General features: G+C 40.4%; 24 protein-coding genes. 13 read left to right on the top strand and 11 right to left on the bottom strand.

Annotation, left to right across the window (positions count from 1 at the left end):
* Positions 1-20 precede the first annotated feature (20 nt).
* Positions 21-2,054 carry a DNA sulfur modification protein DndD gene (locus tag HMPREF2086_RS00970; protein ID WP_023926852.1) on the bottom strand — a complete coding sequence of 678 codons (2,034 nt, stop codon included), beginning with the start codon at positions 2,052-2,054 and terminating at the stop codon, positions 21-23.
* A 2-nt stretch (positions 2,055-2,056) separates the two neighbouring features.
* Entirely contained in the window at positions 2,057-3,799 is a 1,743-nt protein-coding gene (gene dndC, locus HMPREF2086_RS00965; protein ID WP_232219081.1) for a DNA phosphorothioation system sulfurtransferase DndC, read from the bottom strand.
* A gap of 237 nt (positions 3,800-4,036) precedes the next feature.
* Between dndC and HMPREF2086_RS00960 the strand changes: the two genes are divergently transcribed.
* From HMPREF2086_RS00960 to HMPREF2086_RS00945, 4 genes are all read left to right on the top strand, one after another.
* Positions 4,037-4,255 carry a hypothetical protein gene (locus tag HMPREF2086_RS00960; RefSeq protein ID WP_023926850.1) on the top strand — a complete coding sequence of 73 codons (219 nt, stop codon included), beginning with the start codon at positions 4,037-4,039 and terminating at the stop codon, positions 4,253-4,255.
* The gene (locus HMPREF2086_RS00955) at positions 4,255-4,512 is read left to right on the top strand and encodes a type II toxin-antitoxin system RelE family toxin (protein ID WP_023926849.1); all 258 of its coding nucleotides are present in this window, start codon (positions 4,255-4,257) and stop codon (positions 4,510-4,512) included. Before HMPREF2086_RS00960 ends, HMPREF2086_RS00955 begins: the two co-directional genes overlap by 1 nt.
* Positions 4,513-4,666: 154 nt before the next feature.
* Positions 4,667-4,870: a hypothetical protein gene (locus HMPREF2086_RS00950; RefSeq protein WP_023926848.1), complete on the top strand. Its 204-nt coding sequence runs from the start codon at positions 4,667-4,669 to the stop codon at positions 4,868-4,870.
* Positions 4,870-5,184, top strand: a complete 315-nt coding sequence (locus HMPREF2086_RS00945; RefSeq protein WP_023926847.1) for a type II toxin-antitoxin system YafQ family toxin — start codon at positions 4,870-4,872, stop codon at positions 5,182-5,184. Before HMPREF2086_RS00950 ends, HMPREF2086_RS00945 begins: the two co-directional genes overlap by 1 nt.
* Here the strand turns inward: HMPREF2086_RS00945 and HMPREF2086_RS00940 are convergent.
* Positions 5,164-6,318: a vWA domain-containing protein gene (locus HMPREF2086_RS00940; RefSeq protein WP_023926846.1), complete on the bottom strand. Its 1,155-nt coding sequence runs from the start codon at positions 6,316-6,318 to the stop codon at positions 5,164-5,166. The genes HMPREF2086_RS00945 and HMPREF2086_RS00940 overlap by 21 nt on opposite strands.
* A gap of 310 nt (positions 6,319-6,628) precedes the next feature.
* Between HMPREF2086_RS00940 and HMPREF2086_RS00935 the strand changes: the two genes are divergently transcribed.
* The 3 genes from HMPREF2086_RS00935 (at position 6,629) to HMPREF2086_RS00925 (ending at position 8,948) form a co-directional block, all read left to right on the top strand.
* Positions 6,629-6,877 carry an RNA recognition motif domain-containing protein gene (locus HMPREF2086_RS00935; RefSeq protein ID WP_023926845.1) on the top strand — a complete coding sequence of 83 codons (249 nt, stop codon included), beginning with the start codon at positions 6,629-6,631 and terminating at the stop codon, positions 6,875-6,877.
* A 140-nt stretch (positions 6,878-7,017) separates the two neighbouring features.
* Positions 7,018-7,662 (top strand): FAD-dependent thymidylate synthase, encoded by a 645-nt coding sequence (gene thyX, locus HMPREF2086_RS00930; protein ID WP_034560575.1) that lies wholly within the window; start codon positions 7,018-7,020, stop codon positions 7,660-7,662.
* 62 nt (positions 7,663-7,724) lie between these two features.
* Positions 7,725-8,948 (top strand): glycosyltransferase family 9 protein, encoded by a 1,224-nt coding sequence (locus HMPREF2086_RS00925; RefSeq protein WP_034560215.1) that lies wholly within the window; start codon positions 7,725-7,727, stop codon positions 8,946-8,948.
* A 180-nt stretch (positions 8,949-9,128) separates the two neighbouring features.
* On the opposite strand, the gene HMPREF2086_RS00920 is transcribed toward HMPREF2086_RS00925, so the two are convergent.
* Together HMPREF2086_RS00920 and HMPREF2086_RS00915 are read right to left on the bottom strand one after the other, a co-directional pair.
* Positions 9,129-11,489: a hypothetical protein gene (locus tag HMPREF2086_RS00920; protein ID WP_023926842.1), complete on the bottom strand. Its 2,361-nt coding sequence runs from the start codon at positions 11,487-11,489 to the stop codon at positions 9,129-9,131.
* A gap of 461 nt (positions 11,490-11,950) precedes the next feature.
* Positions 11,951-12,547, bottom strand: coding sequence for a peroxiredoxin (locus HMPREF2086_RS00915; protein WP_023926841.1), 597 nt, complete (start codon positions 12,545-12,547; stop codon positions 11,951-11,953).
* 477 nt (positions 12,548-13,024) lie between these two features.
* On the opposite strand from HMPREF2086_RS00915, the gene HMPREF2086_RS00905 reads away from it, so the two are divergent.
* The 6 genes from HMPREF2086_RS00905 to HMPREF2086_RS00880 all read left to right on the top strand — a co-directional run bounded on the left by HMPREF2086_RS00905 (position 13,025) and on the right by HMPREF2086_RS00880 (position 18,274).
* Positions 13,025-13,324, top strand: coding sequence for a YciI family protein (locus HMPREF2086_RS00905; RefSeq protein WP_023926840.1), 300 nt, complete (start codon positions 13,025-13,027; stop codon positions 13,322-13,324).
* A 45-nt stretch (positions 13,325-13,369) separates the two neighbouring features.
* Complete coding sequence (locus tag HMPREF2086_RS00900) at positions 13,370-14,035, top strand: DedA family protein (RefSeq protein ID WP_023926839.1); 666 nt, start codon at positions 13,370-13,372, stop codon at positions 14,033-14,035.
* Position 14,036: 1 nt separating this feature from the next.
* Complete coding sequence (gene pyrF / locus HMPREF2086_RS00895; RefSeq protein WP_023926838.1) at positions 14,037-14,807, top strand: orotidine-5'-phosphate decarboxylase; 771 nt, start codon at positions 14,037-14,039, stop codon at positions 14,805-14,807.
* Between the two features lie 89 nt (positions 14,808-14,896).
* A complete protein-coding gene (gene panC / locus HMPREF2086_RS00890) occupies positions 14,897-15,772 on the top strand; it encodes a pantoate--beta-alanine ligase (RefSeq protein WP_034560574.1) in 876 nt (291 codons plus the stop codon).
* A 103-nt stretch (positions 15,773-15,875) separates the two neighbouring features.
* A complete protein-coding gene (locus HMPREF2086_RS00885; RefSeq protein ID WP_023926836.1) occupies positions 15,876-17,147 on the top strand; it encodes a hypothetical protein in 1,272 nt (423 codons plus the stop codon).
* A gap of 251 nt (positions 17,148-17,398) precedes the next feature.
* Positions 17,399-18,274 (top strand): hypothetical protein, encoded by an 876-nt coding sequence (locus HMPREF2086_RS00880; RefSeq protein WP_023926835.1) that lies wholly within the window; start codon positions 17,399-17,401, stop codon positions 18,272-18,274.
* Positions 18,275-18,416: 142 nt separating this feature from the next.
* Here HMPREF2086_RS00880 and HMPREF2086_RS00875 read toward each other — a convergent pair whose 3' ends face one another.
* From HMPREF2086_RS00875 to HMPREF2086_RS00850, 6 genes are all read right to left on the bottom strand, one after another.
* Complete coding sequence (locus HMPREF2086_RS00875; protein WP_023926834.1) at positions 18,417-20,306, bottom strand: ArnT family glycosyltransferase; 1,890 nt, start codon at positions 20,304-20,306, stop codon at positions 18,417-18,419.
* 24 nt (positions 20,307-20,330) lie between these two features.
* Positions 20,331-21,239 carry a DNA-methyltransferase gene (locus tag HMPREF2086_RS00870; RefSeq protein WP_023926833.1) on the bottom strand — a complete coding sequence of 303 codons (909 nt, stop codon included), beginning with the start codon at positions 21,237-21,239 and terminating at the stop codon, positions 20,331-20,333.
* A gap of 1 nt (position 21,240) precedes the next feature.
* Complete coding sequence (locus HMPREF2086_RS00865) at positions 21,241-22,038, bottom strand: type II restriction enzyme (protein WP_232219080.1); 798 nt, start codon at positions 22,036-22,038, stop codon at positions 21,241-21,243.
* A gap of 3 nt (positions 22,039-22,041) precedes the next feature.
* A complete protein-coding gene (locus HMPREF2086_RS00860; RefSeq protein WP_023926831.1) occupies positions 22,042-22,764 on the bottom strand; it encodes a UpaP162 family type II restriction enzyme in 723 nt (240 codons plus the stop codon).
* A complete protein-coding gene (locus HMPREF2086_RS00855) occupies positions 22,748-24,007 on the bottom strand; it encodes a DNA cytosine methyltransferase (RefSeq protein WP_023926830.1) in 1,260 nt (419 codons plus the stop codon). Before HMPREF2086_RS00855 ends, HMPREF2086_RS00860 begins: the two co-directional genes overlap by 17 nt.
* 65 nt (positions 24,008-24,072) lie before the next feature.
* Complete coding sequence (locus HMPREF2086_RS00850) at positions 24,073-25,053, bottom strand: iron-sulfur cluster assembly scaffold protein NifU (protein ID WP_023926829.1); 981 nt, start codon at positions 25,051-25,053, stop codon at positions 24,073-24,075.
* Positions 25,054-25,081: the final 28 nt, after the last annotated feature.

The raw sequence follows: 25,081 nt of genomic DNA, 5'->3' as shown, positions 1-25,081 counted from the left end.
CTCCTTTTGCTAAAATCACTTTATAAAATCTCTTTAATATCTTGCACTTCTTTTATGCTAGCGTGGCTTCTGTCATCATCATTTTCTATCTTGTATATCCCTGCCAAATTTGGCTTGACAAACTCATATTCTTTTGCGCCCATTTCTGTGTCTAGGGGCAATATAATCACTTGATTGTCCGCTTTAGAATAATAATGCTTTATGATATTTGCACGATTTTTTGAATCAATCCTGCTTAGAGGCGTATCCAAAATAAATGGTATTTGAGATTTTGATAGCTCGCTTAAAGCACCAAAAATACAAATCGCCAAAACCTGCTTTTGCCCAGCACTTTGAGATTCTACCGTGATTGGCTCGCCATATTTATCCTTGAGCTTTATCTCAAAATTTTCATCAATCTCTAACTCCGCGATATTATCATCTGTGATAGTGCGTTTGTATTTATCCAAAATCATATCGTGCAGTTCTATCCGCAATGCAGAAACGAGTTTTTCTCTATATGCTTCAATACTCTCTTTTAGCACATCAAGCAAGTGTAGTTTATTCTTTATGCGCTCAATATCAATGCGTTGCTCCAAGCTATTAAGCTCTTTTGTTAGATTTTCTAATTCTATCTTTAGTTCGGTTAGCTCGCGTTTAAAATTTTCTAGCTCTGCTTGGTAGTTTTTGATTTCCTCCTCGCATTTTGCTAGCTCCTCATCTATCTCTTCTTTTTCCTTTCTTACATACTCATCAGTAGTTAGCTCGCTAATGCGCTCTTTTACTGCTACAAGCTCGCGTTTTAGTTTTTTTATCGCTTCAATATCTCGCAATGCTGTGCTAGATTCTGTCCTTACAATACTTTCTCTAATTTCTCCTATGAGCTGCAAAGGGATTTTAGAATATTCTTTAGCAAGTCTAAATTCTAGATTGTGTGGCATTTCTTGCAAAAGTGTGCTAAAAAATTCTTGCAATTCAGCCTTTGTGCTTTGCTCATAATGCAGTGTGTCTATCTTTTGATTGCTTAAGAGTGTCATATCTGGGATAAGTCGGCTTAGTGCCTCTATATCGCTTTTTTGGGTGCTATGCTCTACTTTTTCTAGCTCGTCTTTAAGCCTTTGCATTAAGCTAGCATTACTTGCAAAAACTATGGATTTCATACTCTCGCTAAGATTTTGCTTTTGTTGGTGTAGGTTTTGTTCTATATCATCTTTTTCTCGCGTTAGCTCATTTAGCTCTGCACTACTATCAGCGATGAGTTTATCGCGTTTGCGTTGCAAGACTTTCACACGCTCTCTTTTATCATCTAAAAGCCTTTGGGTATTGCTTATGGCTTCGTTTTTTGCATTTATTTCTTTTTCTTTTGTGTCTTGTTGTGATTTTTTGACTTCTATTTCGTTTTTTTGTTTGCTATTTTCTGTTTGACTTTTTAGGAGGTCATCTCGCAATAATTGTGCTTGCTTTATGATAATCTCAAGTGGCTTAATCTGCAAAATATCCACAATCTTTTCGCGTAATTTTGTGCGCAAATTATCGCCGATTTTTTCGATTTCCTCACCGTCAAAAAAGAAAAATTCCACAAAATTTTCAGGCAAAATATTATTTAGCCTATGCTGTGCTTCATAATCACAGAATTTCTCTGTATCAATCTCTAAAAACAAGCTCTCTTTAATGCTTGATTGTGTAATTTCATAAGTTCTTTGTATGCTAATCTTACTATCATCTATATGCCCATCAAAGCGCACGAAAAATTCTTTATTTTCTACCCCCCCCCCCCCCCCCGCATTTTGCAATGCGTTTTTATTAAGGATTCCACTCCAATTTGCATTACCTCTTATAAATTGTTTTAAATCATTTGCTTTTGGTGCAAATCGCTTTATGGTATCTGGGATATTTTCACTCTCTCCACCTGTGCCCAAAAATAGCAGTTTCGCACACCTGATAAAACTCGTCTTGCCAAAACCATTATTGCCATAGATACAATAAATATTTTTACCCTCTTGTTTTTTAAATTCTACGATTACTTCGCCATAGTAAGCAAAAAGATTGCATATCGTTATTTTGCTAATAAACATTGCTACGCCTCCTCTTGCTGTGTTTGCTCTTTGGAAGTTTTATCACTGATGAGTTTTTCGATTTGGGCTTTTATCTGCGCTGGTGCGCTATGCCTGCCACGAGAGCCAGCATTATTGCATATACTCATTGATTGTGTTATAAGACTTTCTATACTTCTAGAATCTAGCACACTCTCGCCGTGCTTTTGGCTCATTACTTCTTGCACCTCATCTAAAATCTCTCTATGCAACACGGTATGTTTTTCCATTTTTTGCTCCTTTAACCGCCCAAATTTTTGGGCTATTTTTATCGCTGTTTTATCCAAATCAAAATCTTTATCCCATTGCGCTTGAATCGCCAAAATCTGTTCATCTGTGATAAGCAACTCACCACCGCTTTGTCTAAACGCTCTTTCAGCCTCCAAAAGTCTTTCAAGCATTATAGCACGAATTTTACTCAAAAATGGTCCAAGCCCTCCCACCTTATACACTGCGCGTCCATCTCGCTTATAATCCGCCCTCGCTCTAGAATCTTCGCGTAATTCTTTTATGTAGTTGCGAAAATCATTAAGTGGCTTTAGATTTGCCTCCCCCGCTCCTATAAAGCCCTGCATTGATTTATCTTCATTTACCACCGTGCAAACCCAGCACCCAAAGCGCGAACCGCCACAGCTACTTTGAGCCAAATCCGTGATAAACTGACATTCATCACCACTTGCTTTAGAATAAAGTGAGAAAAGCTCACTATGGTCTTTGTCCCACAAAGGCTTATGTGAGAGCAAGTAGCCCCACACCGTGTCTGTATCCCATTCAGTAATGGGCGAGAATGTCAGCGTATCTGGGAAATCGTGGTGTTGAGAGTAGCCCTCCTCGTTTAAGATTCGCTTTTGTATGGACTTTTTGCGATTGCTTGATTCGCTTTTGCGTGAGCCTAGTAGCAAGATACACGAGCCATATTTGCGCGTGATTTTTGCTACCTCTGCTTTTGCGGGGTTGATTTTTAGCCTCTCTGTGCACCAGCGAAATGTGCGCGTAGGGCTTGGATAACCCTTGCCGATGAGATTTACCCAAAAATCATCTTTAAGACTTGGGGCGACTAAAATCACTTCAAAGGGGATACTGTGCGCCTTTGAGTGAGAATTGATAGAATCAATCACGCTATGCAAAAACCTATCAATATGCGGGGCTTCCACAAGTGTGTTTGACGCGATAGCAAAGGTAGGACGGCGCAAATGCGGTGGCAAAGAGCAAAGCATCTCATACACGAGCTGCAACACGCAAGTAGAATCTTTACCACCACTAAAAGTAACCACCCACGCCTTTTTACTAGCTAGGTATTTTTGTTTTATATTTTGGATAGTTTGAGAGATTAGCGGATTTGATTCTTGCTTTTCGCCAAAATCTTGCGTATCATCACTCCCTTCACACACTTCTAACCCACTCTCAAACGCCTCCATAATCCCACAATCTAAATAATACACTCTATCAAAGCCATAATGTGCCAAAAATGCCTTATCTTTTGCCACGCCCTCACACATAGCCCTAGCCTTTATACTACTAAAGCATACAAACAAAATGGGCTTTTGATTTGTAGCTTGTGCTTGTGAGCGCAGAAAATCTATGATTTCATCTTTGCTTTGGAAATTATGCGAATCGCGCAAATGTGCGCTTAAAAACGCCTGTTTTCCACGAATATCTATGATACAAAAATCCTGCAGATTTTCTTTTAGCGTGTAAGTGTCTATGGTTTTTATAAAAGCGGACAATTTCATCACCTTAATAATCTCTATATGTTTTGTGATTGCTACCACATTGCCATCACAGTCATCACAAAAGCGCATTATAAGAAATTTTTGCTTAGGAAATGACTAAACTTTACGCAAAATCACGCGTGTTTTAGCAAACTTTAAGCACATACACTACTACACAAAGCCAAAGCACAAACTTTAACTAAAACAAATTTATGCTACAATACACACAAATCTAACCAAAAGGAGTAGCAAATGAGCGTGGTTTTGGACTTGCCACAGAAACTGCAAGATGCGTATAATCGCTTCGCTAAAGAGCAAGAAATTTCAAAAGAAAAACTTATGCAAGAGGCTTTGGAGGCTTATTTGGAGGATTTAGAGGACTTAGCCATAGCGATAAAAGGGCGCGAGGATAGGCTAAAGGGCGATAATGGCATAGAAGCTAGTGAGTTTTATAAACAGCTAGGAATCTAATGCGCTTTCTCTACTCCAAAAACGCGCAAAAGCAATTCAAAAAACTAGATAGCGCGATTCAAAAGCGTATAAAAGACTACACACAAGAATTACAAAAGCTAGAAAATCCACGGAAAAGGGGAAAGGCACTAGCGGGGAATCTCTCTGGATTCTGGCGGTATCGCGTGGGAGATTATCGCATAATATGCGAAATCATTGATAGTGAGTTGATTATTTATGCTATCAACATAACACACAGAAGCAGGGCATATCAGTAGCTATTGTGATGTAATGTTTTTTGATTTGTAGATTTTCTTTTAGCGTGTGGGTTCTATGGTTTTTGCAAAAACTTAAGCGCAATAGCGTGAAGTATCCAAACCGCGCAAATCTATGCTATAATGCGCGAAATTTTACTTTCATAAGGATAAGCAAATGACTATCACCATAGAAAATGCCGACAAAGATTTGGCAAAAATCATCAAAAGTATCGCCAAACTAGCCAAAGCAAAAGTGAAGATAAGCCGTGAAAAAGGCATAGACAAAGCCATAAGAGAATATGAGAGAGAAAAAGATTCGCTTAAAAGTTACAAGAGTTTTGAGGAATTTGAAAGAGAAGTATTTGGAGCAAATGCTTAATGTATATATTCAAACCTACCTCACGATTCAAAAGGCAATATAAAAAGCTAAATCAAAATGATAAGCAAAGCGCAAAGGCTATTATCAATAAACTTTTAAACGATGAATCCCTAGAGCCAAAGCACAAAGACCACAAGCTAACAGGACAATACGAGGGATTTAGAGAATGCCACATAAAGCCAGATTTGCTTTTAATCTACAAAAAAGAGGGGTGCGTTTTATCCTCACTTGCCTTGCTATCGGCTCACATAGCGAGCTATTTTAGATTCACTTACCACTTTGCAAAATCCACACTATTTATCAGGGTCATCTAGCTTTTGCGTTTCTATTATGCGAATCTCATTGCCTATTTCTTTTTTATCAAACGCTTTGCCATCATTGCTAAAAAGCAACACTTTTTCCTTTAGCTCAACCACATTTTCTATCTCGTTATATGTGCCACCTGTGGCATTTGCGAGGTTTTTCAAAAGCCTTATATTTTCACTAGCGGATTTGCGCGAGTTAAATGGCTTAATTGCAAAAATGTGAATCTTTAATAGATTGTCTTTATCGCGGCTATCAAGCTGTGCTTTTAGATTTTTTGCGCTAAACAGCACTCTTTCTAGATTCTGTGGGTCATCGGACGCGCCATTTGTGATGAGGAAAACTTCCTTTTTTAGCCCATTTGCATTAGTGAAATTGCGCATTCCCATAATTAAGCCCAAATTTACCATATTATCCGAAGAGGCTAATCTATTTACATTCACATTATTTATGGCGTCCGCAAAGTCCTCCGCATCATAAAAAGTGCCTAAATCACTTAAACGAATGTAGGTAAAAGTCTCAAGCGAAATTTTGGCAAATTGCTTTTCCCGCTCGCCCAAAATGTGATTTCCCACAAATGGCGCAATGTCTTTTAGCGCGTTGATATACGCACTCATTGATTTATTTGTATTTAGCACGATTGCGACTTCTTTTGTAGGATTGTTGCTAAGATAAATATTAAAATCGCCTTGACTAAAATTGATGATTGTAAATTGCGTATTTTGGGCAATATCTTTGATTGTTAGCGTGTCGCCCGTAAGCGTGTAGCTAATCTCTCTATCGGGGCTTTTATATATGCCTTGCTTATCATCAAAAATCCCGCCCATAAGCACGGTATTATCAAAGATAATGATATGATACAAGGTATTTGCATATCCATTGCCATCAATGGTATCGCCATTTTTGGCAATTATTACGCTTTTTTGTATGCCTTGCAATGGACTTTGTAGAGTGGGCGCACTTTGCAGAGTGGGCGCACTTTGCAGAGTAGGCGCACTTTGCAAGGTGGGTGCGTTTTGTGGCGTGGGACGAGGTTTTGGGCTATGGGAAGTTGTGTTATCAATGCTTGGCGCGGTTTTTTTCGCACACCCGATGACAAATAAGCAAGCACATAATAGTGAAATGATGAGCTTAAAAACTTTCATTTTTCGCTCCTTTGATATTTGTGATACTTTAATTGTAGCATAGTTTTAGTTTAGCAATAAATTCTAGATTCTATGATTTTTTTTCACAAGAATTTAGGTTTTTGTGAAAATGACTAAACTTTACGCAAAATCCCGCGTGTTTTAGCAAACTTTAAGCACAAAAAGCCTACGATTACAAGCGTTAATGTTGCATTAAGGGCTTAAGAGGCGATTTCCAAAATTTAGATTCTGCATTTTTAAGATTCTGTAATTTTGCGTTTTCACTTGGGATTTTAATGAGGCATTGGAATCTTACTTTTGGAGCATTGTGATGAAAAGCATTTATGTGGGAAATCTCCCCTATTCTACGACAAACGAGGAAATGAACGAGCTATTTTCGCAGTATGGCAAAGTCCATAGCGTGAAGCTTATAAACGATAGAGAAAGTGGCAGACCAAAGGGATTTGGGTTTGTAGAAATGGACGATGCAGAGGCACAAGCTGCGATGAGTGCACTTGATAATACAAATTTCGGTGGCAGGACTATCCGCGTAAATGAAGCAAACGCTAGAAAGCAATAGTGCTAAGCAGTCAGCCAAATCCTAGCGCAAATCCAACGCACATAACTATGGATAGTCTTGGCACAGCTAGGCACACAGCTAAGAGACTAGCGCAAAGTCCAAAAATATAGGCAAAAGTTAGGCAAGGGTTGGCGATGTCTGTGCAGGTAAAGTTGCTACATTACACACCACTTCCTATATGCTCAAACGCTATCAGAGCGTGTTGGCAGAGCTTTGATAAAAGCGATGACGGTGGTGAGGCAGACAAATCCCTCATCTACCGCGTAGGCAATATCAATAAGCACAAATCCACCCTAGAGCACCTCTACTACAACTTCTACATAAAAGGCATTTCAAGGGCGTGCTTGCAAGAGTTAGCAAGGCATCGAATCGCCTCTTATAGTGTCAAGTCTTCTCGCTACACCCTAAAAGAACTCCGCAAAGCCGATATTAGCTCACTTGAGAGCGCAAGCAGATTTATCAAACTCACAGGCAATGAGCTAGTAGACAACGCTAGCCTAAACGCGCTAAAAGCTCTCCAAAATCTACTAAACCAGCCAGATATGAAAATGGATTTTGCTAAGTTTGCTATGCCAGAATCCTACCTCACAGAGCTAGCGTGGAGTGTCAATGCAAGGAGTTTGCAAAATTTCCTAGAGCTTCGCAGCTCTCACTACGCACTATGGGAAATCCAAGAGCTAGCAGAAGCGGTATTTGAGGCACTCCCCCAAGAGCATAAATATCTCTTTGTGGATTCTATGCAAAGTAAAAAACCTATGCAAGATTCTACCCAAGATAAAAAATAAAGCACAGCACAAAGCAAGCAACACAAAGCACACACTATCACAAAGCCAAAAACACAAAATCTATGAAATCCAAAAGCGCAGTAGCAGGCAAAATGGTTGTGGGATTTGTGCATCTATATGGATATGGACTTGGCGATAATGTCATCGCAATGGAGGCAATCTACGCGCTAAAGCAAATCCACCCCAACGCCAAAGTGGTGCTTTTTGGCGTGGGTGGGGCTATGGAGCGTCTTGTAAGTCAGGTGGATTTTGTCGATGAGTATCACTCACTAGAGGGCTACCTACCAGAAGAGTCCCTCCCCAAAATCAACAAATACACTTACGACTGCATAATAATCACCAAATTTTACTCACATATCTTTCCTCTCCTACCTCGACTAAATGCTAGCAAAATCATCATCGCTTGCAAGGGCGCAAATGTGCTTTTGCCACTACTTCCTAGATATAGACATATCCGCTTAGTGCCTATGCGAAATCTACTTTTGCAAAAAGTCGGCATAAGGGCGCATTGTCTAAAAATGGTGCGAGCTATGGATAAAAAATCCTATGATGAGCGCATAAAGGATATAGATTTTGACAAGGCTAGAGTAAAAACTACGCAAGAAAACAAAGAATTTGTCGATGAGTTTTTGCGCCACAGTATCGGTAGCAGTATCGACACCAGCGAAAATCTCGCGCTGATTTTAGTAAATCCTTTTAGCATTATGTGTGGGCACACGCTATCACTAGATGGGTATTTTCGCCTTATGAGAGCTATCACTATGCTAAATCCTAAATGGGGGGGGGGCAGCTACAAAAGTCAAAAGACAAACGCGCTAGAAATGACAAAATCTAGCCAAAATCACACAAATACAAACCACAAAACTAGCCACCAAGATACAGCTCCCACACAAGCGCACCCCACAAAGCAATGCCCTACAAGATTACTCCCCCTTGTCATCACCTACCCCAAAGTGCATAGCGAGTTTATCACACAGCTAGAGAAGCAAGGTGATTTGTATAGCTCCGTGCTTGTGTTTAAAAACAACGATGACTTGCTAAATCTAGCCGAAATGATTTGCCGATGCAGGGTAGTGATTTCGCCCTCTACGGGGATTATCCACCTAAGTAGCAATCTAGGGATAAGCACTATCGGGCTATATGAGAGAAGTGAAAGCAAAAAATGGAGCACAAAGGATAATCGCTATGTATTTCTAAAATCCCCAAAATCTAACTTAACTAGGCAAGAAGAAAATCTAGCCATAGCCCAAAGCATAGATTTGCTAAAGCAGATTTTGGAATCCTAAAACCCACAGAAATATACTATAAACATAGAAATATAGCTACATAGTGTAAGTGCCACTAAAAATCACTTAAACAAATCTAGCGAAAAAACAAGCTATATTTTGCTCCGCACAAACAAAGCCTAAAGACTTACTAAAGTCAATTCAAGCAAAATCCATTAAATCTATCTAAAAGAGTGCCACCTAAAACCACTTAGCGATTTTTAGGAAAACCGCGCTAGATACTGCCGTGCTAAAATACGCGCCCGTGTAGCCAAATGTAATCTCTGTGTTGCTCTTTAGTGCCCAGTGAGCATTCAAATCCGCCACGCCATAAACCGCAGGCAAATCAACTCCTTTGCTAGTTGGAGTTGTCGTAGAGTTAGAATCTATGTAGTAGGACACGCTAGGTGTGTTTAGTATGTTATACACGCCACCAAGTGTCGCGGAGAATTTAAATGTATTTCTAAACGCCTTTTGATAGTGTATCTGCACTCTTGCTTGAGGCAAGTGAAAAGAATGCTCTTTTATAGATTCTTTATTTCCATTCACACTCACAGAATCCCACTTCAGCGTTTGGAGCATATCATAGCTTATGCCAAATTCTGGGGAAAAATACGAGTTTCGCTTCACAGAGTAAAATTTCTTGCCCGCTCGCATATCAATACCTACATTCCACGCTTTTATCATATCAGGTTTTGCGCTGCCTAGAGTTGTGGTTGTATTTCCATAGATATTGACATTATTGTAAGTCATAAATCTCCCTCCTCCACGCAAACTTGTTTTGAAAAACCACTCATTTGTCCCGCTCGTGGCAAATGGCTTGAAATAAGTCAAACCACCATTTACGCCGTGATTGTATATACTTGTATCGACATTGCTAACGCCACCCTCCACAGTGGTATTTAGGTAGCCAAACTCATAGCCCACATACCCACCGATTCTACCTGCTAGAGGTCCTAGATTGCGCTCGATTCCTAGCAAGACTCCCCCACCTATATCATCTCCTTTTATGCTACTTTTTTCGTTTAGGTAGCTATGTAGTGCATAAGGGACTAGGAAAAAGTGCTGTTTTTTATCCCCATAATAAGGGATAAATATCCTATCAAGCGCGTCCAAAATCTGCTGATTTGTCCAATCCTGCTTATCCAAATCCACGCCCTTTAGCCGTATTTTGTTTACCTCACTCAAATCCACCCGCACAGAGTCTAGCTCTAATTGCTTTTGTCTATCTTGCTCTAGCTTAGCTTGGGCAGTGAAGTAGGCTGCTTTTTCTTCGAGCTTTTTTTGTGCTTCAGCGATTTGATTTTTGGTTTGTGCTATCTCGGGGTTTTTGCCTTGATTTGGCTGCTGATAGAGAGCTTTTATCCGTGTTTGGATAGCAGATATGCTAGCTTGAGGTAGCTTTATCTCTGTATTTTGAGCTTTGGCGACCTCTATTTGCGTGTGCTCTTGACGGAGGGATTCTAGCTCGGCTTTGGTATCAAGTGGCTCTAGGTAGTATTGCTTAGCGATTTCTTTTAGCTGGGCTTGATACTCTTGTTTGTTTTGCTCTTTTATGCTTGCTATGTCGCGCTCACAAGCTGATTTTATCTCTTTTTGGGAGGCATCTACCTTTGCTAGCTCTCTTTCATTGTTAGTTATGATTATGTCTTGGGATTGGCTATCTTGCTTTGTTTTGGCACTCAAGTCTTTTAGCTTGGTGTTTAGATTTGCTATCTCTCTTTGTCGCTCTTTTTGCCTGCTTTTTTGCATAGAAGTTGGATTTTTGATTTGTGTGTCTTCTTCATACTCTTTTTGTAGCTGGCGCACTTGAGAATCTATCCGCGCTCTTTCTTGCTCTAGTGTCCTAGCAAGATTTGCTTTTGTCTGCTTGGCTTGAGCGATTTTGGCTTGGAGTTGCTTGGCTTGTGCTACTTGCTCATTTAGCTGGGTATCTCTCTGTCTATTTCTAGTAGCGATTTGCTCTCTTTCTTGGGCTTGGATTTTGGCTTGGGCTTTGCTTTTGGCTAGAGACTCTTCTCGTGCTAGCCGTGCTTTTTCGCGCTGATGGGCTTGGATTTTGACTTGGAGGGCGGATTTTGCTTTTTGCTCGGCTATGACTTTTGCTTTTTCTATGAGTGCGACTTTTTGTTTGGCTTTTTCTTCCTCTATGGCTGCTTGGGTGGCTTTTTCTTGAAGTGCGTTGTGTTGCTCGGTTAGTGCTTGGACTTTTTCCTCTAGTTTGGCTATTTGGGCTTTTTCTTTGGCGACTTTGCCTGCGACATATATCTCTATGGCTTCATAGTCATAATCTCTGTTTCTTATGGTTTCTTCTGCTTCTTTTAGCTCTCCCACAGCAGTTTTTTGCCCATAGTTGGAGTGAAAGCTTTTCCTCGTCATAGAGTCCAAAATACTATCAGCTATGACACTATTTCGTAGATGAGTAAGGGCGACATTTTGAAGCATAGCCCTTGAGAAAGTGAGGTCATCAGCTGCTTGCAAACTCTGACTTGATAGTGCCAAAGTAGCCACCACGCTTAGTTGCAAAAATTTCTGCTTTTGTGTTTTTTGTGTTGTTGGCATTGTGATTCTCCTAAGTTGATTCTTGGTTGATTCTGCACCGAGAACGACAGCGAACGACATTTTTGCAAAATTTATGTATGCAAATGTATTTTAAATAGAAATTAAACTATTTCTAAACTTAAAAAAACATTAAAAACATAAAATATCGCGTAAAGTGCGCAACTTTAGCACACAATTTTTGCACATTTTTGCATAGAAAGGAAGCACAAACAAATAAAAGTTTATCAAGGATTTTTGAAGTAGATTTTGTGTTTTTGTAGATTTTGAGGATTTGAAATGAGCGAAAGAAACAAGTAGAGTTTTTATATTTGAAGTCTCTAGTTTTTGTGTTGTTTTAAGTTTTTATAAATCCCACTTTATGAACCCCACCTCCACTTGACAAAGTGCCAAAAGGTGTAAGCACAATCTCTAAGGGGCGTGTGTAAGTCGCCCCCCTAAAGATTGCAAAATGCAGGCAAATTTTATAGCTTGCTAGCGTTGTTTTTTAGGTAATCTTTTACGCCATCAGCTGTGGGCTTCATACCTGCTTGCCCTTTTTGCCAGCCTGCTGGGCACACTTCTCCGTGCTCTTGGACAAATAATAGCGCATCAGCCATTCGTAGCATTTCGTCCATATTTCGTCCAAGTGGCAAATCATTGATAACCGCGTGGCGAATGATTTGGTCTTTGTCGATTAGGAAGCTGCCGCGAAGTGCCACCGCTCCGTTTACTAGGACATCATAGTCGCGAGAAATTTGCTTAGTGATGTCAGATACCATAGGGAAGCTGACATTGCCGATGCCACCTTGGTCTACGGGTGTGTTTTTCCACGCGAAATGCACGACATCAGAGTCAATAGACACTCCGATGACATTAAATCCCTTTTCGGCAAAATCTTTCACGCGGTGGTCCATAGCCAAAATCTCACTAGGACATACAAAAGTAAAATCTTTTGGCCAAAAGAACACTACCGCGCCATTTTTGCCTAGATTTTTGCTAAGCTCGAAGCTTTCTACGATTTGATTGTTTGCTAGCACCGCTGGTGCATTGAAATCAGGTGCTTTTCTTGTAACTAACATAGTTACTCCTTTTTTAGATTAAGATTTGATAATCAATAAAAATTATCAATTAGAATTGTAGCCTATAAAAAGTTAATCAATTTTTAAAAGTTACAATTTTTTTATAAATTTTCTATGATTTTTATGAAAATCAGCTAGATTTTTTGAAATTTTAGGCTTTTTTGCGCAAAATCATTTAGATATTTTTTGGCTCTTTATTGCGTATGTTGCTTGTTTTACTTTTGCATCACTTTGAGTTAGTAATATTTAGCGATATGCTTAGCACAATTTTTTGCGCAAAATTTTGCAAGCACTTCAGTCAAAATAGCATTTTCACGCTTTTTATTTTGCATAGATTTTTATGTGGTTTTGCACCGCAAGATTTAGGCAATTTTTGTCATTTTTTGCTACCATTATGCTTTTTGTGATGATTTTATCGATGATTTATCACAGACAAACAGACAAAATCCAAAACGCGCAAATCTTAAGGAGTGCAAAATGGCAAATCTTTTTATCATAGAAGTGAACTACACCGCTAGTTTAGAAGTGATAGACTCTATCGTGGGGGAGCATAGAGCATATCTAGCAAAAGGCTATGAGCAAGGATTTTTGCTTGCCTCTGGACCGCGCAATCCAAAAACAGGCGGAATCATCATTGGGAGATTTCCTAGCCTAGAATCCGTGCAAGAATTTACCAAAAACGACCCATACAATCTAAAAAACGCAGCCACATACAATATCATCGAGTTTAGCCCCGTGCTACACAATGAAGCAATAAATGGATTTTGTGGCAAATAGGCACGCCAAAATAACCCCAAAAACACAACAAAATAAAGGCACAAAATGAATCACATTATCCACACTATTGTCGATGCGGTAGGCTCTTTTGGTTACGCAGGGATTTTTATTATGATGTTTTTAGAATCTAGCTTTTTTCCTTTTCCCTCTGAAGTGGCGATGATTCCTGCGGGCTACCTTGTCTATCGTGGAGAGATGAATATGTATCTAGCACTTTTAGCAGGAGCTGGCGGGAGCTTGGCAGGTGCGCTTTTTAACTACTATTTGGCACTTTATTTTGGCAGAGGATTTCTCCTAAAGTATGGCAAATATTTCTTTTTCACCCCAAAAACGATGGATAAAATGGATAGCTTTTTTCAAAAGCACGGCGAGATTAGCACATTTTTGGGCAGGCTCATTATGGGTGTTAGACAATACATTTCCCTACCTGCTGGACTTGCGCGAATGAATATCATCAAATTTAGCTTTTATACAACTTTGGGTGCGACTATTTGGATAAGCATTTTGGCAGTGTTTGGGTATTATGTGGGGGTGTGGTTTGGAGATGATTTAAGCATTAGCAACATTGTAGATATTTTTGCCTCAAAAGCCTCTCTTAGCGAGTTTGCAAGCATAAAGCAAAATTTGCGCTATATCGCATTTGGCACGCTAGGATTTGTCATCGTTGTCGCGCTCATCTACGCGCTTATATACACTCGCAAAAAGAGTTAAGATGAATCTTGTAATCGCGCTAGATTTAGATACTTTAGAGCAAAATCTATCGCTTATAAAATCGCTAGATTGCATAAGCGACTTAAAAAGCGATTTTAGGCTTAGCACACCAAAAACACCAAAAGAAAGCAAAATCTGGCTAAAAGTAGGACTTAGGGCGTTTGTGCGTGATGGCATAAATGGCATAGAAGCGATAAAAAAAGTATGTGATTTGCCTATATTTTTGGATTTAAAAATTTATGACATTCCAAACACAATGGCAGATGCTATCAATGAGTGCGCAAAAATCGGCATAGATATGCTGACAATCCACGCAAGTGCTGGCAAAAGAGCTATGCAAGAAATAATGGCAAGGCTAGACAAGCTAGATTCTACAAAACCTCTCATAATGGCAGTTAGCGCACTTACGAGCTTTAGTGAAGTAGAATTTAGTGAAGTGTATCACACTAGCATAGCACAAGCTGTGAGGGAATTTAGCGATTCTTGTGCAAAATCTCGCATAGACGGTATGGTTTGCTCTGTGCAAGAGTGCGCACTTATCAAGCAATCCCACCCGCAGCTACTTACCCTAACTCCCGCCATACGCCCACAAATAAACCAAAATGAGTCAAACAAAAATAACCCAAATAAAGATGACCAAAGACGAGTAGCTAGCTTGCAAGAAGCACATAGCGCAGGAGCGGATTTCATAGTCATAGGTCGTCCTATCTATCAGTCCCACTCACCACAAAAAGCCCTGCAAGACATACTTTTGCAAATGCAAAATCTCTAAGCCAAAATCTAAAATCCCATAAACTAAGGCAAACATAAATGAGCAAAATCACACTTCTAAAAACCCCAAAAGAACTCCAAGCATACTGCATAAAAGCTAGAGAAAATGCAAAATCCACAAAAAGCACCGATAAAAAAGGCAACAAAAAATCCACTCTAGGCTTAGTCCCCACTATGGGTGCACTCCACGCTGGACACTCCTCGCTCATATCCACAAGTATCAAGCAAAATTCCCACACAATCGTATCAATATTTGTAAACCCCGCTCAATTCTCACCAAGCGAGGACTTAGCCACCTACCCACGCACGATTGAAGCAGATATAGCTAGGTGTGAGGAGCTAGGAGCAAGTGCTGTGTTTCTCCCACAAGCTAGCGATATGTATCAAAGCGATGATGAAGCAAGCATAAACCCACCAAAATCTCTTGCTTGCGTGCTTGAGGGATTTGCCCGCCCTAGCCATTTTGGTGGAGTGCTACAAGTGATTATGAAACTTTTTTGGCTATCTTGTGCTGATAATGCGTATTTCGGGCGCAAAGATGCCCAGCAGCTTTTAGTCATACAAAAAATGGTAAAGGATTTTTTTATCCCCATTTCTATCGTGCCTTGTCCTATCGTGCGGGATAAAGACGGACTAGCTCTAAGCTCACGCAATGCCTATCTATCCAAAGAAGAGCGTGAAATCGCACTAGCAATCCCAAAAGCGATAGAATCTATGAAAAAACACTATGATGAGATTTCTGCAAAATCAAAAAACCACAAAGTAGATTCCAAAAAAGTGCCTAGTGCAAAAGAAGTTCTTAGCGTGGGGCAAAAAGTGCTACAAAATAGTGGAGTGGAGCTAGACTATCTAGAAGCGTGTGATTATGAGCTAAAAAGGACTGACACGCTCACGCCAGATAAAAGCATAATCTTGCTTGCGGGATTTGTAGGCAAAACTAGACTGCTTGATAATCTATGGCTATAACCCCAAAAACACCACGACAATAAATACCCAAAATGCACAAAAAACACCCAAATAAGATACAATCACAAAAATATCTTAATCTCCCTACTTTAAGGAATGCCAAATGATAAAAAACTTGCGCTTAGCTCTAGCCTTTGTTTTTTCACTTTTAATTGTGCCAAGTGTGGCGTTTGAAAGCATAGATGACGCGCTAAAAAACGGCGTAAGCAAGGGGGATTTAATCTTTTATGGAAATTTCATAGGTGGCATAAAAGGCACTCCCACAATAGTAGGCAACAAAAACGCAGGGCTTGCAAGCTACGGATATATGGGCAATATGGGATATTTTCTAGGGAATGTGGGACTAGGATATACTTCAGGTTTTTACAAAAACTTCCGCGCAAGTATTAGCTTCCGCGCAATGGCTAGCTTTTATGATTCCAAAAAAGGTGGCGGAAGCGTGAGGGAGGATTTTTTTAATTCCAATCAAGCCGCTTTAGCAGAATCCTTTTTTGAATATTTCGATGGCGATACCAATGTCAAACTCGGCAGAATCGACATAAAAAATGAGTGGATAAACACACTTACCGATGCAATTTGGGTGCGCAATCGCTCGCTAGAAAATCTACTCATAGAAGCGTTTTGGGTGTATGATTTTGGGCGGATTGATTATTATGCGATGACAAACTTTGTCCGTCCTAGTGAAGCAGGCGTGTATTATGCGGGAGCGAAGTATTATTTTTTAGATGACAAACTCACGCTAAAGGCTTATACTTACTTTTCCCCACCGATTTTTACCGCTGTGGGTGGGAATCTACAAGCAGATTTTGATATAGGCGAAAAGTTTGCACTTCAAGCTAGAAGTGGTGGGGCATATAGCTTTGAGCACAAAAATGCCCTCCAAGTAGTGCAATCTAGCGGGAAAAATGACGGCGGGGTGTTTTATCTACAAGGGAATTTTTCGATGAAAAATACCTTTGAGATTGCAGCTGGATATGTGCTGACAGGGTATAAAGCTGGGTGGGGTAGTCTAGGGATTTTGGGCGATGATATTAGCCCGTTTTTTGTGTGGGGAGGTCGCACACTAAAAACACAGCCAAACGCCAATCTCATATATGGCAAAATCTCTGCAAAACTAAAGAGATTTAACTTTTTTGTAGCTTATGGGGCGACTTTTTATGACGCAATAGAATCTATGGCAAATAGTGCGAATGGTGCGAATCCTGCCACGCAGACAAGGCGCGTAAAATCCACTCAAAACGAAGTAAATGCGGGCTTTGAGATTTGGTTTAGCGATAATGTCATAGGTGTGGTAAATGTCGCAAATACACATTTGGATTCTTATGGAGTGCCTACACTTACGCAAGTAAATGGTGGCTTGCGCTTAGCGTTTTAGCTGATTTTTCGGATTGTGGGGGTTATAGAATCTGCGGGGTTTATATAGCTTGCCTACTTGCGAGGGGGTTCGTGGCTAGAGGAGGTGTGAGGCAATAGTGATTAGAAGAAGTGCGAGGGTATTTGTTTGCTTATCATTTGCCTAGTGTTTTTCATTCATTAGCTAATTGTTTGTGATACATTTACTTTGGAATATATTTTGCTAGTAGGCAAACCAATAGTAAATGAATACTTGCAAGGAGTATATCAAAAATGCAAGCACAAGAGCTAAAAAAAGCTAACCCAAATCACTATCGCAAAAAGCCTAGTGAGAAAATCCCCGAAATCCCTCCAAAAATCCACATAGCAGCTCGTATAGTTGCTTTATGTGGTTTTGCTAGGATTTTTCGCTTTTTTGTGAGATTTTGCGCTCATATCCGCGCTTTTTTAGCGCGATTTGGGCTAGGACTTTATCGCTATTTTTTTATGGCTTACGCTAGGATTTTTGATTTTCCCCGCACTTTTTTTTACACAACTTATTGTGCGACTTATCAAGCAAAATCTTGGATAAATTCCAAAGCAAAATCTTGCGTGAAAATCTTACTAGCACCTTTGGTGCTCTGCCTTGTGTGCGCTTCTAGCCCACTATCTGCAAGCACACTAGAATGGGAAGATTTAGAAGACACACAAAAAGCCTTGCTAAAAAAGCTCTGGGCAGTAGGCAAGCCATTTGATTTTCACTACGCGCTTATCGCCATTTCTTATGCAGAATCTAGGCTAGGACTATACCCGCTAAACCTGCAAACTTATGACTGCGGAGTGCTACATATCAATATCAAAAGCTATCTTAGGTTTAACAAAATCAAAGATTCCCCGCTAAATCGCAATATCTATTGTGGAAATCTAATAATCAATGAGGATTTATCCATAAACGCCGCGCTAGACACACTGCAATACTTTTATAACTATTGGTCTAAGCGCAAAAAAAATCCCCTAGAATACGCCATAAAAAGCTACAACGCGGGATTTAAGGTAAACTCAAGGTCAGCACAAAAATACTACAACAAAATCTACAAAAACATAAAAGCTGTGCAAAAACTTGAAAAACAAGGCTTGCTACGACAGCAAAGAGCAAATAAAGTGCAATAAACCCGTTTTTGCACACTTTTGCAAAATCTAACTCCAAACACTTTGCAAGATTTTTTATATCCTAGCTTCTAGCTTTTCTAACGCTTTTTCCTACAAACCCGTTTTTTAGATTTTGCGCTATATTTGCGCGACAAAAGTTCGCTTAGAAATTTTGCAAAAGCATTATGCCTTTGGATTGTGCAACTTGCCTAAAGTGCGGGGCAAGGCGAGTAAAAATCTCGCTATATGAAGCAAAATCACTTGATTTTATAGCGATACTTACGCGCTTTTTTGCGCTAAGCAGGGCTGAAATCTCACAGCTAGCCCCCAAATCCTCGCACTCTTTTAAGTCTTTTAGCGAGTAGATTTTCTCCCTAAAAGGCTCTAGCGCAGGGCTTTGCGCGTGCAGTGTGTCAAATTTGGCGTGGGTATAAAACTGCGCACTATATGAGGGAGTAAGCCCGATATATAAGAGCTCACTATCCCCGCTAAAGTGCGCAAAAATATCCTTGTGATGATAGGGCGCAAGTGCCTTATCCGCGCTAGGCGTGGCGATAAACGCGCCAAATCCCGCGACAATCACAAAAGGCGCAATCCAAATGTATTTTTTAAGCCCACTTTGGAAAATCCACTGCGCAAGCAGTATGCTAAATGGAAGCGCGCAAGGCAACACATAAGTCCAAAGCACATTGCGCGAGAGGGTAAAAAAGGCAAGTGGGGTAAGAAGCCAAAGTGTGAGATAAAGGCTTTTGGCGTTGTTTGCTAGCAGAGGGGTAAAGATAGCGTTACAAACGCGCTTGCTAACTCCCGCTAAGGCTTTAAATTCTGAACTTTTTTGCGCGTTTGGCACAGAGCTATCTTGCCTAAAGATTTTAGTGGCAAAGGCGCACAAAAACCCCACAAAAGCCACACTCCAAGGCAAAAACGCCACAAGGAAAAACAGCCATATACTCCCAAGCCTACGAGAGTGCGCACTGCCGTATAAATCCCCCTCCCAGCCACTCACCAAAAACCGCTTGAAATGCTCGCCCACGATAAAATACTCCAAAAACCCCTCACTTCGCGCTTCACACGCCACATACCACGGAAGCGCGATAAGCAGGGCGAGCGCACTCCCGCTAAAAAGCGGAAAATGCCTAAAATCAAGGCGCAAACTCGCGCAATCACAAAATCGCCTAGCCAAAAAAACAAGCAGCACAAATCCCACAAGCGGCACGCCAGCTAGCACAAGGATAAGCGGTCCTTTTGCCAGCAAGCCTAAGCCTACGCCGATAAAAAAGACATAGCCCCAAAGGCGTTTATTTTTGGAGGTTTTGCAAGTTTTGGTGGCTTTGGAAATTGTGGCTTTCTCACTGCCACATTCTTGCTTGCTAGCCACATTTGCCACGCCACAATCCCCCACACATCGCCAAAATCCCACCATACACAGCCCCACGCAAATGAGCAAAAACTCATCAGTCATCACAGCCCCCGCACTCACAAGCCCAATCGCACTGCTTGATAAAATAATTGCGCTTGCAAGGGCTAGCAGGATATGACGCCTTTTGGCAAAATCGCTTGCGCTACTTGCGGTGTTTGTGCCATTTGAGGACTTGCCTCCAAAGTCCCACGCAAAGAAAAGCACGCACACAAGCAAGCTAGCGACAAAAGGGGCGATTCGCGCACCAAATTCATTTATCCCAAAAATCCACATTCCAACCGCGCTCCCCCAAAAGCTAAGCGGAGGCTTCCCCCAAAAGGGCTGCTCATAGGTGTAATGCAACACCACCCAATCATTTAGCTCCAAAATCTTTCGCGCCATTTCGGCATACCGTGCCTCTGTGGGGTCCATAAGCGGGTAGAGTGCGAGGCTAACCAAGCGCACGATGAGGATAAAGCCAAGTAGCGCGATAAGCGCGTAAAGCAGGGCATTTGTGGGGTTTGTAGAGTTGGTAGAGTTTATGTGGAGAGTTTGTGGATTTGAGCGGGGGATTGTGCTAGAAGTGTTTTGCAAGGTGGATTGCGAGGTGGCTTTGGGGGAATCTTTGGAGTGAGAGTGTTGCGTGCGTGGCATTTATCTTTCCTTTGGTTTTAGATTTTATAACGCTCTAGAATGTGCAATTTGGGATTTATCAAAATCTTTGCGCTTCTCATCTGTCTGTTTAAAATCTAGAAGCGTGAGCTCCTTTTGCATTAAATTTGGGCTCGTGAAGTCCTTGCCTGCGAAATCTTTGCGCGTGAAATTTGGCAAGCGAAACTCATTTTTTATCGCTCCATTAGATTGCAATCTATCAGCAATCATATCAAAATAAGGCTTATGCAGCTCGCAGCTTAGCCATTTGCGCTTGAGCTTTTCACATAGCATTATTTCGCCACCACTTCCGCCAAATAGCACAAACACGCTATCTCCCTCATTTGTGCAAGATTTGATAAACATTTCTACAAGTGCGGCGGGAATCTGACAAGAATGGAAAGTCTTATCCTTGCTTACATTTTTGACTAAATCAAAATAAAACCACGAGTAGGGCATTCGCCCTTTTTCCCCACGCGCTATCCTTTCTTTTATCCGCTTATCAGTTGGGTTTTGATAAGGTAGGGCGATATTGTCTTTGTAGAAATGATTGTCTTTGGATTTTGTCGCGTGCAAGATAGAGCGGTGCGCGGTGGTAAGCCGTCTTTTACTATGCCCTACATTGGTATTATACACCCACACATATTCGCACACATCATAAGCAAGGCTATCAAGGCATTTCACGCGCAAATAGGCATTTTGCTTGGGATAATTCATAAAAAACGCGTTGCCGCTAGGCTTTAGCACACGCAGGGATTCTTGTGCTATCTTTGCATACCAATCTATATAATCCTCCCATTTTTGCGTGTATTTGCTCCCGTTATAATCAATGCCCACATTATAATCAGGGTCTCCCCAAACCATATCCAAGCACTCATCTGGCAAGGATTGCAAAATCTTTAGCGTGTCATCATTATGGATTGTATTCCACTGCATTTTAGCTCCTTACCAAAACATACTCTCTAGATTTTAAAAACACGATAGAATCCAAACACAAAGGCTCACTAAAAGTATAAGCCCAAAGTTTTAATCTCTGCCCTTTACGCACCAAATAACAACAAATAATCTTATCTATCGGTAGTTTTGAGCTATGATAATACAAAAATGGGTGATAGATTTGATAGATATTAAAATCTTTTGGCTCGCCATTTTTTGCTTCAAAAATGCTGATAGTGCCGTTAAATTCTAGCGTCAAGTCGATTTCGATTTGCTGATTTTGGGCTGTGATTTCTTGGGATTCAAAAAAGTATTGAAGTGTGGATTTTGTGCGGTGTGGGAAGTAGGTTTTGGGCCGTTTATCGATGCTAAGAGTGCTAAAGTCCAAATCCTCCCCAAATACAAAATCGTGCAAAATGCGCTGATTGTTTGCTACGCTTAAAATATTGCTTTCGCTATCGTTGTATTCATTTAGCAGGCTTTTTTTGTAGCTCCACTTGAGGGATTCTTGTATCGGCTCAAATGCGTGGTAAAGTTTGTCTATGCCTTTGATAAATTTGTGATTGCCACCGCCTAAATGCAAGAGGGCAATATCATTATCTTTGAAATATGGTGGCAATTTATCGCTACAATCAAGTTTTGTCGCGTCAAATGGATTGCCAAACTTGTGCTTTTTTGAAATCTCTTTGACTAAGTCGTTGTGAAAGACAAAATCATTTCGCGCTTCACAATGTCGATACAAATCAAGCAAGACAAGATGCTTTTTGTTTGTCTTTACACGCATATCTTGCCTTAGCATTTTTTATCTTTTTTCATTGTATTTGCCATTATAAATACTTGTTAGAAAATCTTTTGTCGTGTTATAAGAGATTTCGCCATCTTTTAATCTATGATTTATTAGCCACTTATTAGGTATTTGAAGTCTGCCACTATTTTCGTTAAATGTCTTACTCCAATTTCTATGGTCTTTTAGGACTCCTTTGCTAAAATCAATCTCTTCTAAAGCATAGCATTGTGTTCCTTTAATGCTGATTTTTCGCTCCCCATCATTTTTTGATTTGGCAAAACCATAGTGAGTTTTTAGGATTAGATAGGATTTTTCTGTGTTGATATTATCTATGCTTTCTTCCACATAATCCTTATATATACGATTTATCGCCGCGATTGCGTTATTTGCAGAGCCCTCTTTTTGCACCTTGATATTTATCAAAAACAAAATATTTTTATACAAACCATAGCAATCAAAGCTATATTTTGTCGCCGAGCTAGTAGATATTTTTTTGATTAGGATTTCATCGCTATTGCTATGAAATTTTTTGGTGTAAATTTCTAGTTTTGAAGTGATAAATTCCTCCAAAATAAAGCCGATTGCCGTAGAAGTCTCAATGCAATTATTTGGATTTTCAAGTAAATTATAATGCTCTAGTTCAAGCAATAATTCATCGCCTGACACTTGATATATCGTGTCTAAATATGCTTTTATTTTATCTTTTGCTTCGCAAATATTTTTAAAATAAGCATTCATTCACGCATTCTTTTTTATTTATAGATTCTATGATAGCAAGCCCTATCGCCTTTGCAAGTAGTGGCGGGACTGCATTGCCTATTTGGACTAATTGCCATTTTTTGCTCCCTTGAAATATAAAATCATCAGGAAAACTCTGCAATGCAGCCAATTCTCTTGGTGTCATAACTCTTGGAAGCAATGGATGGACATTCACACCTCCGTGATTTTCTTTCACAGTGCTTGAGGGTTTATCCCAATACACTCTTTTCCACGCATCAGAGTAATTTTCATAAAGCGATTGCCCTTCTTTGAGATTTTTTAGCCTCTCTATGATGTCTTTTGAATGTTTGGTAAATTCGTGATTGATAGCTTTGTTTTCATCTAAGTGCAAAAACCGCTCTATGGCATTTTTTACGGTTTTGTAGTTGTGTTTATTAAAAATAGGCTTAGGGTGGTAGTTCCTTTTATGCACTCGATTGCCGATAAATATCACTCTTTTGCGAAGCTGTGGCACACCATAATCCGCCGCACAAAGCGTGGTTACATTGATTTCATAGCCGATATTTGCATAATCTTTGATGATTTTGTGCTCCACTTCGCCATTTAGCATTGAGCGGATTCCCTCTACATTTTCCATTAAAATAAAATCTGGTTGCAATCGCCCTACAATATCTAGCATTTCCACATATAGAGTATTTCGTTTGTCATCTACTATGCGATTTCCTGCCATACTAAACCCTTGACAAGGAAACCCTCCAGCAATCAAATGTATATGGGTATTTTTTGCATAATTGATTAAATCATTTTTTGCGCCCAAATCGCTAATATCACGCGCTATAAAATGTGGTTTTGCGCCTAGTTTAGAGCAAATATTGTGTTTATATGTGCTTATAGCAGAATCCAAAATCTCCGCACAAGCTATGGGAGTAAACCCAGCCATCATAAGCCCGCAAGACAATCCACCAGCACCAGAAAATAAATCTATCATATTATAAGAGTTATCGCATTGATTTGCCCAACCATTGATATTTTGCATTTGCTTAGCAATATCAATCCAATGGACAATGTCTTTTGTTTGTCTTGCTTTAGCTTTGGTGTTTTTAGCAACTTGTGGTGTGTCCCTCCAGCTTTCAAAATCTAGCCTTGAAATGTGATATTTGGAGTGTTTTTTGGTAGATTGCAGATTTCCATTCGCCACTTCTCTGCGAACAAATTTTACCGACATATTTGTCTCTCTTGCAACCTCATCAATGCTAAGCATACTCACTCCAAAATAGGGCTAAAATCCACTTGGCTTACCACACTTACTATACCCATATTTTGCGTCTATATCGGCATTACGCGAATGCTAGAATCGAGATTTTCTTGCAAGACAGATTCTATGGCATAGAGCGTGCCTGTGGCAGCACTCGCGCACCCATCGCACGCACCCATATATCGTATATAGATGTCGATATGCCCATCGCTTGTGTCCTTTATGTCGAGGATTTCCATATTTCCGCCATCCATCATTAGCATTGGGCGGATATTTTCATCGATGACTTTATCCACCATTTTTACCTTTTGCACCATTGTCATATCTGCGAATTTCGCGCCATCACTTTGGCTTTTTTCGTATTGGGTTTTTAGCTTCTCGCTCTCCATTTCGGTTCGCACAGCGTTTAGAATATCCACTAGATAGTATTCGCGCTTCTCGTGCCCGCCTGCTTTCACGCAAGATTTGCAAAACGCGCCTGCTTTGGTGTATTGGGTGATTTCCTCTACGGATTTTAAGTCATTTAGTCGTATGACTTCTTTTATCGTAGAGAGGCTTACGCGTGCGCACTCACACACGATGATTTCATCTTCAAAGTCTTCGGCATTTTTGCCTAGATAGAGCCCTGCTGCTTTTTTGATGACATCATAAGCCATTACCGAGCAGTGCATCTTTTGCCCGGGGACAGCGGGCGTATCGGGGTCATCACGCAGTGCCTTTTCTACATCGATATTAGTGATTTTTACCGCTTCTTGCACGGTTTTGTTTAGGCACAGCTCCACCATCATATCACTACTTGCGATAGCCGTCCCGCAGCCAAAGCTCTTAAACTTCGCATCAATAATTCTGTCATCTTTATCCACGAGCCAATACAGCCGCACCGCATCGCCACACGACTCCGCGCCATAGTCCGCTACGATGAGTTTCGCACCTTTGGCGTCTGCTTGCTCTTGGGTGATGACACCTAGATGAGTTGGATTGTCCATTCGCTGTGCTACTTTTTTGCTATATGCGTCCCATAACGCACCGCCGATTAAGTCATTTTTTGCCATTTGTTATCCTTTGTTGTTTTGATTATTG

Source organism: Helicobacter macacae MIT 99-5501, from assembly GCF_000507845.1.
Classification (GTDB): domain Bacteria; phylum Campylobacterota; class Campylobacteria; order Campylobacterales; family Helicobacteraceae; genus Helicobacter_B; species Helicobacter_B macacae.
This window is presented reverse-complemented; position numbering and strand designations above follow the sequence as displayed.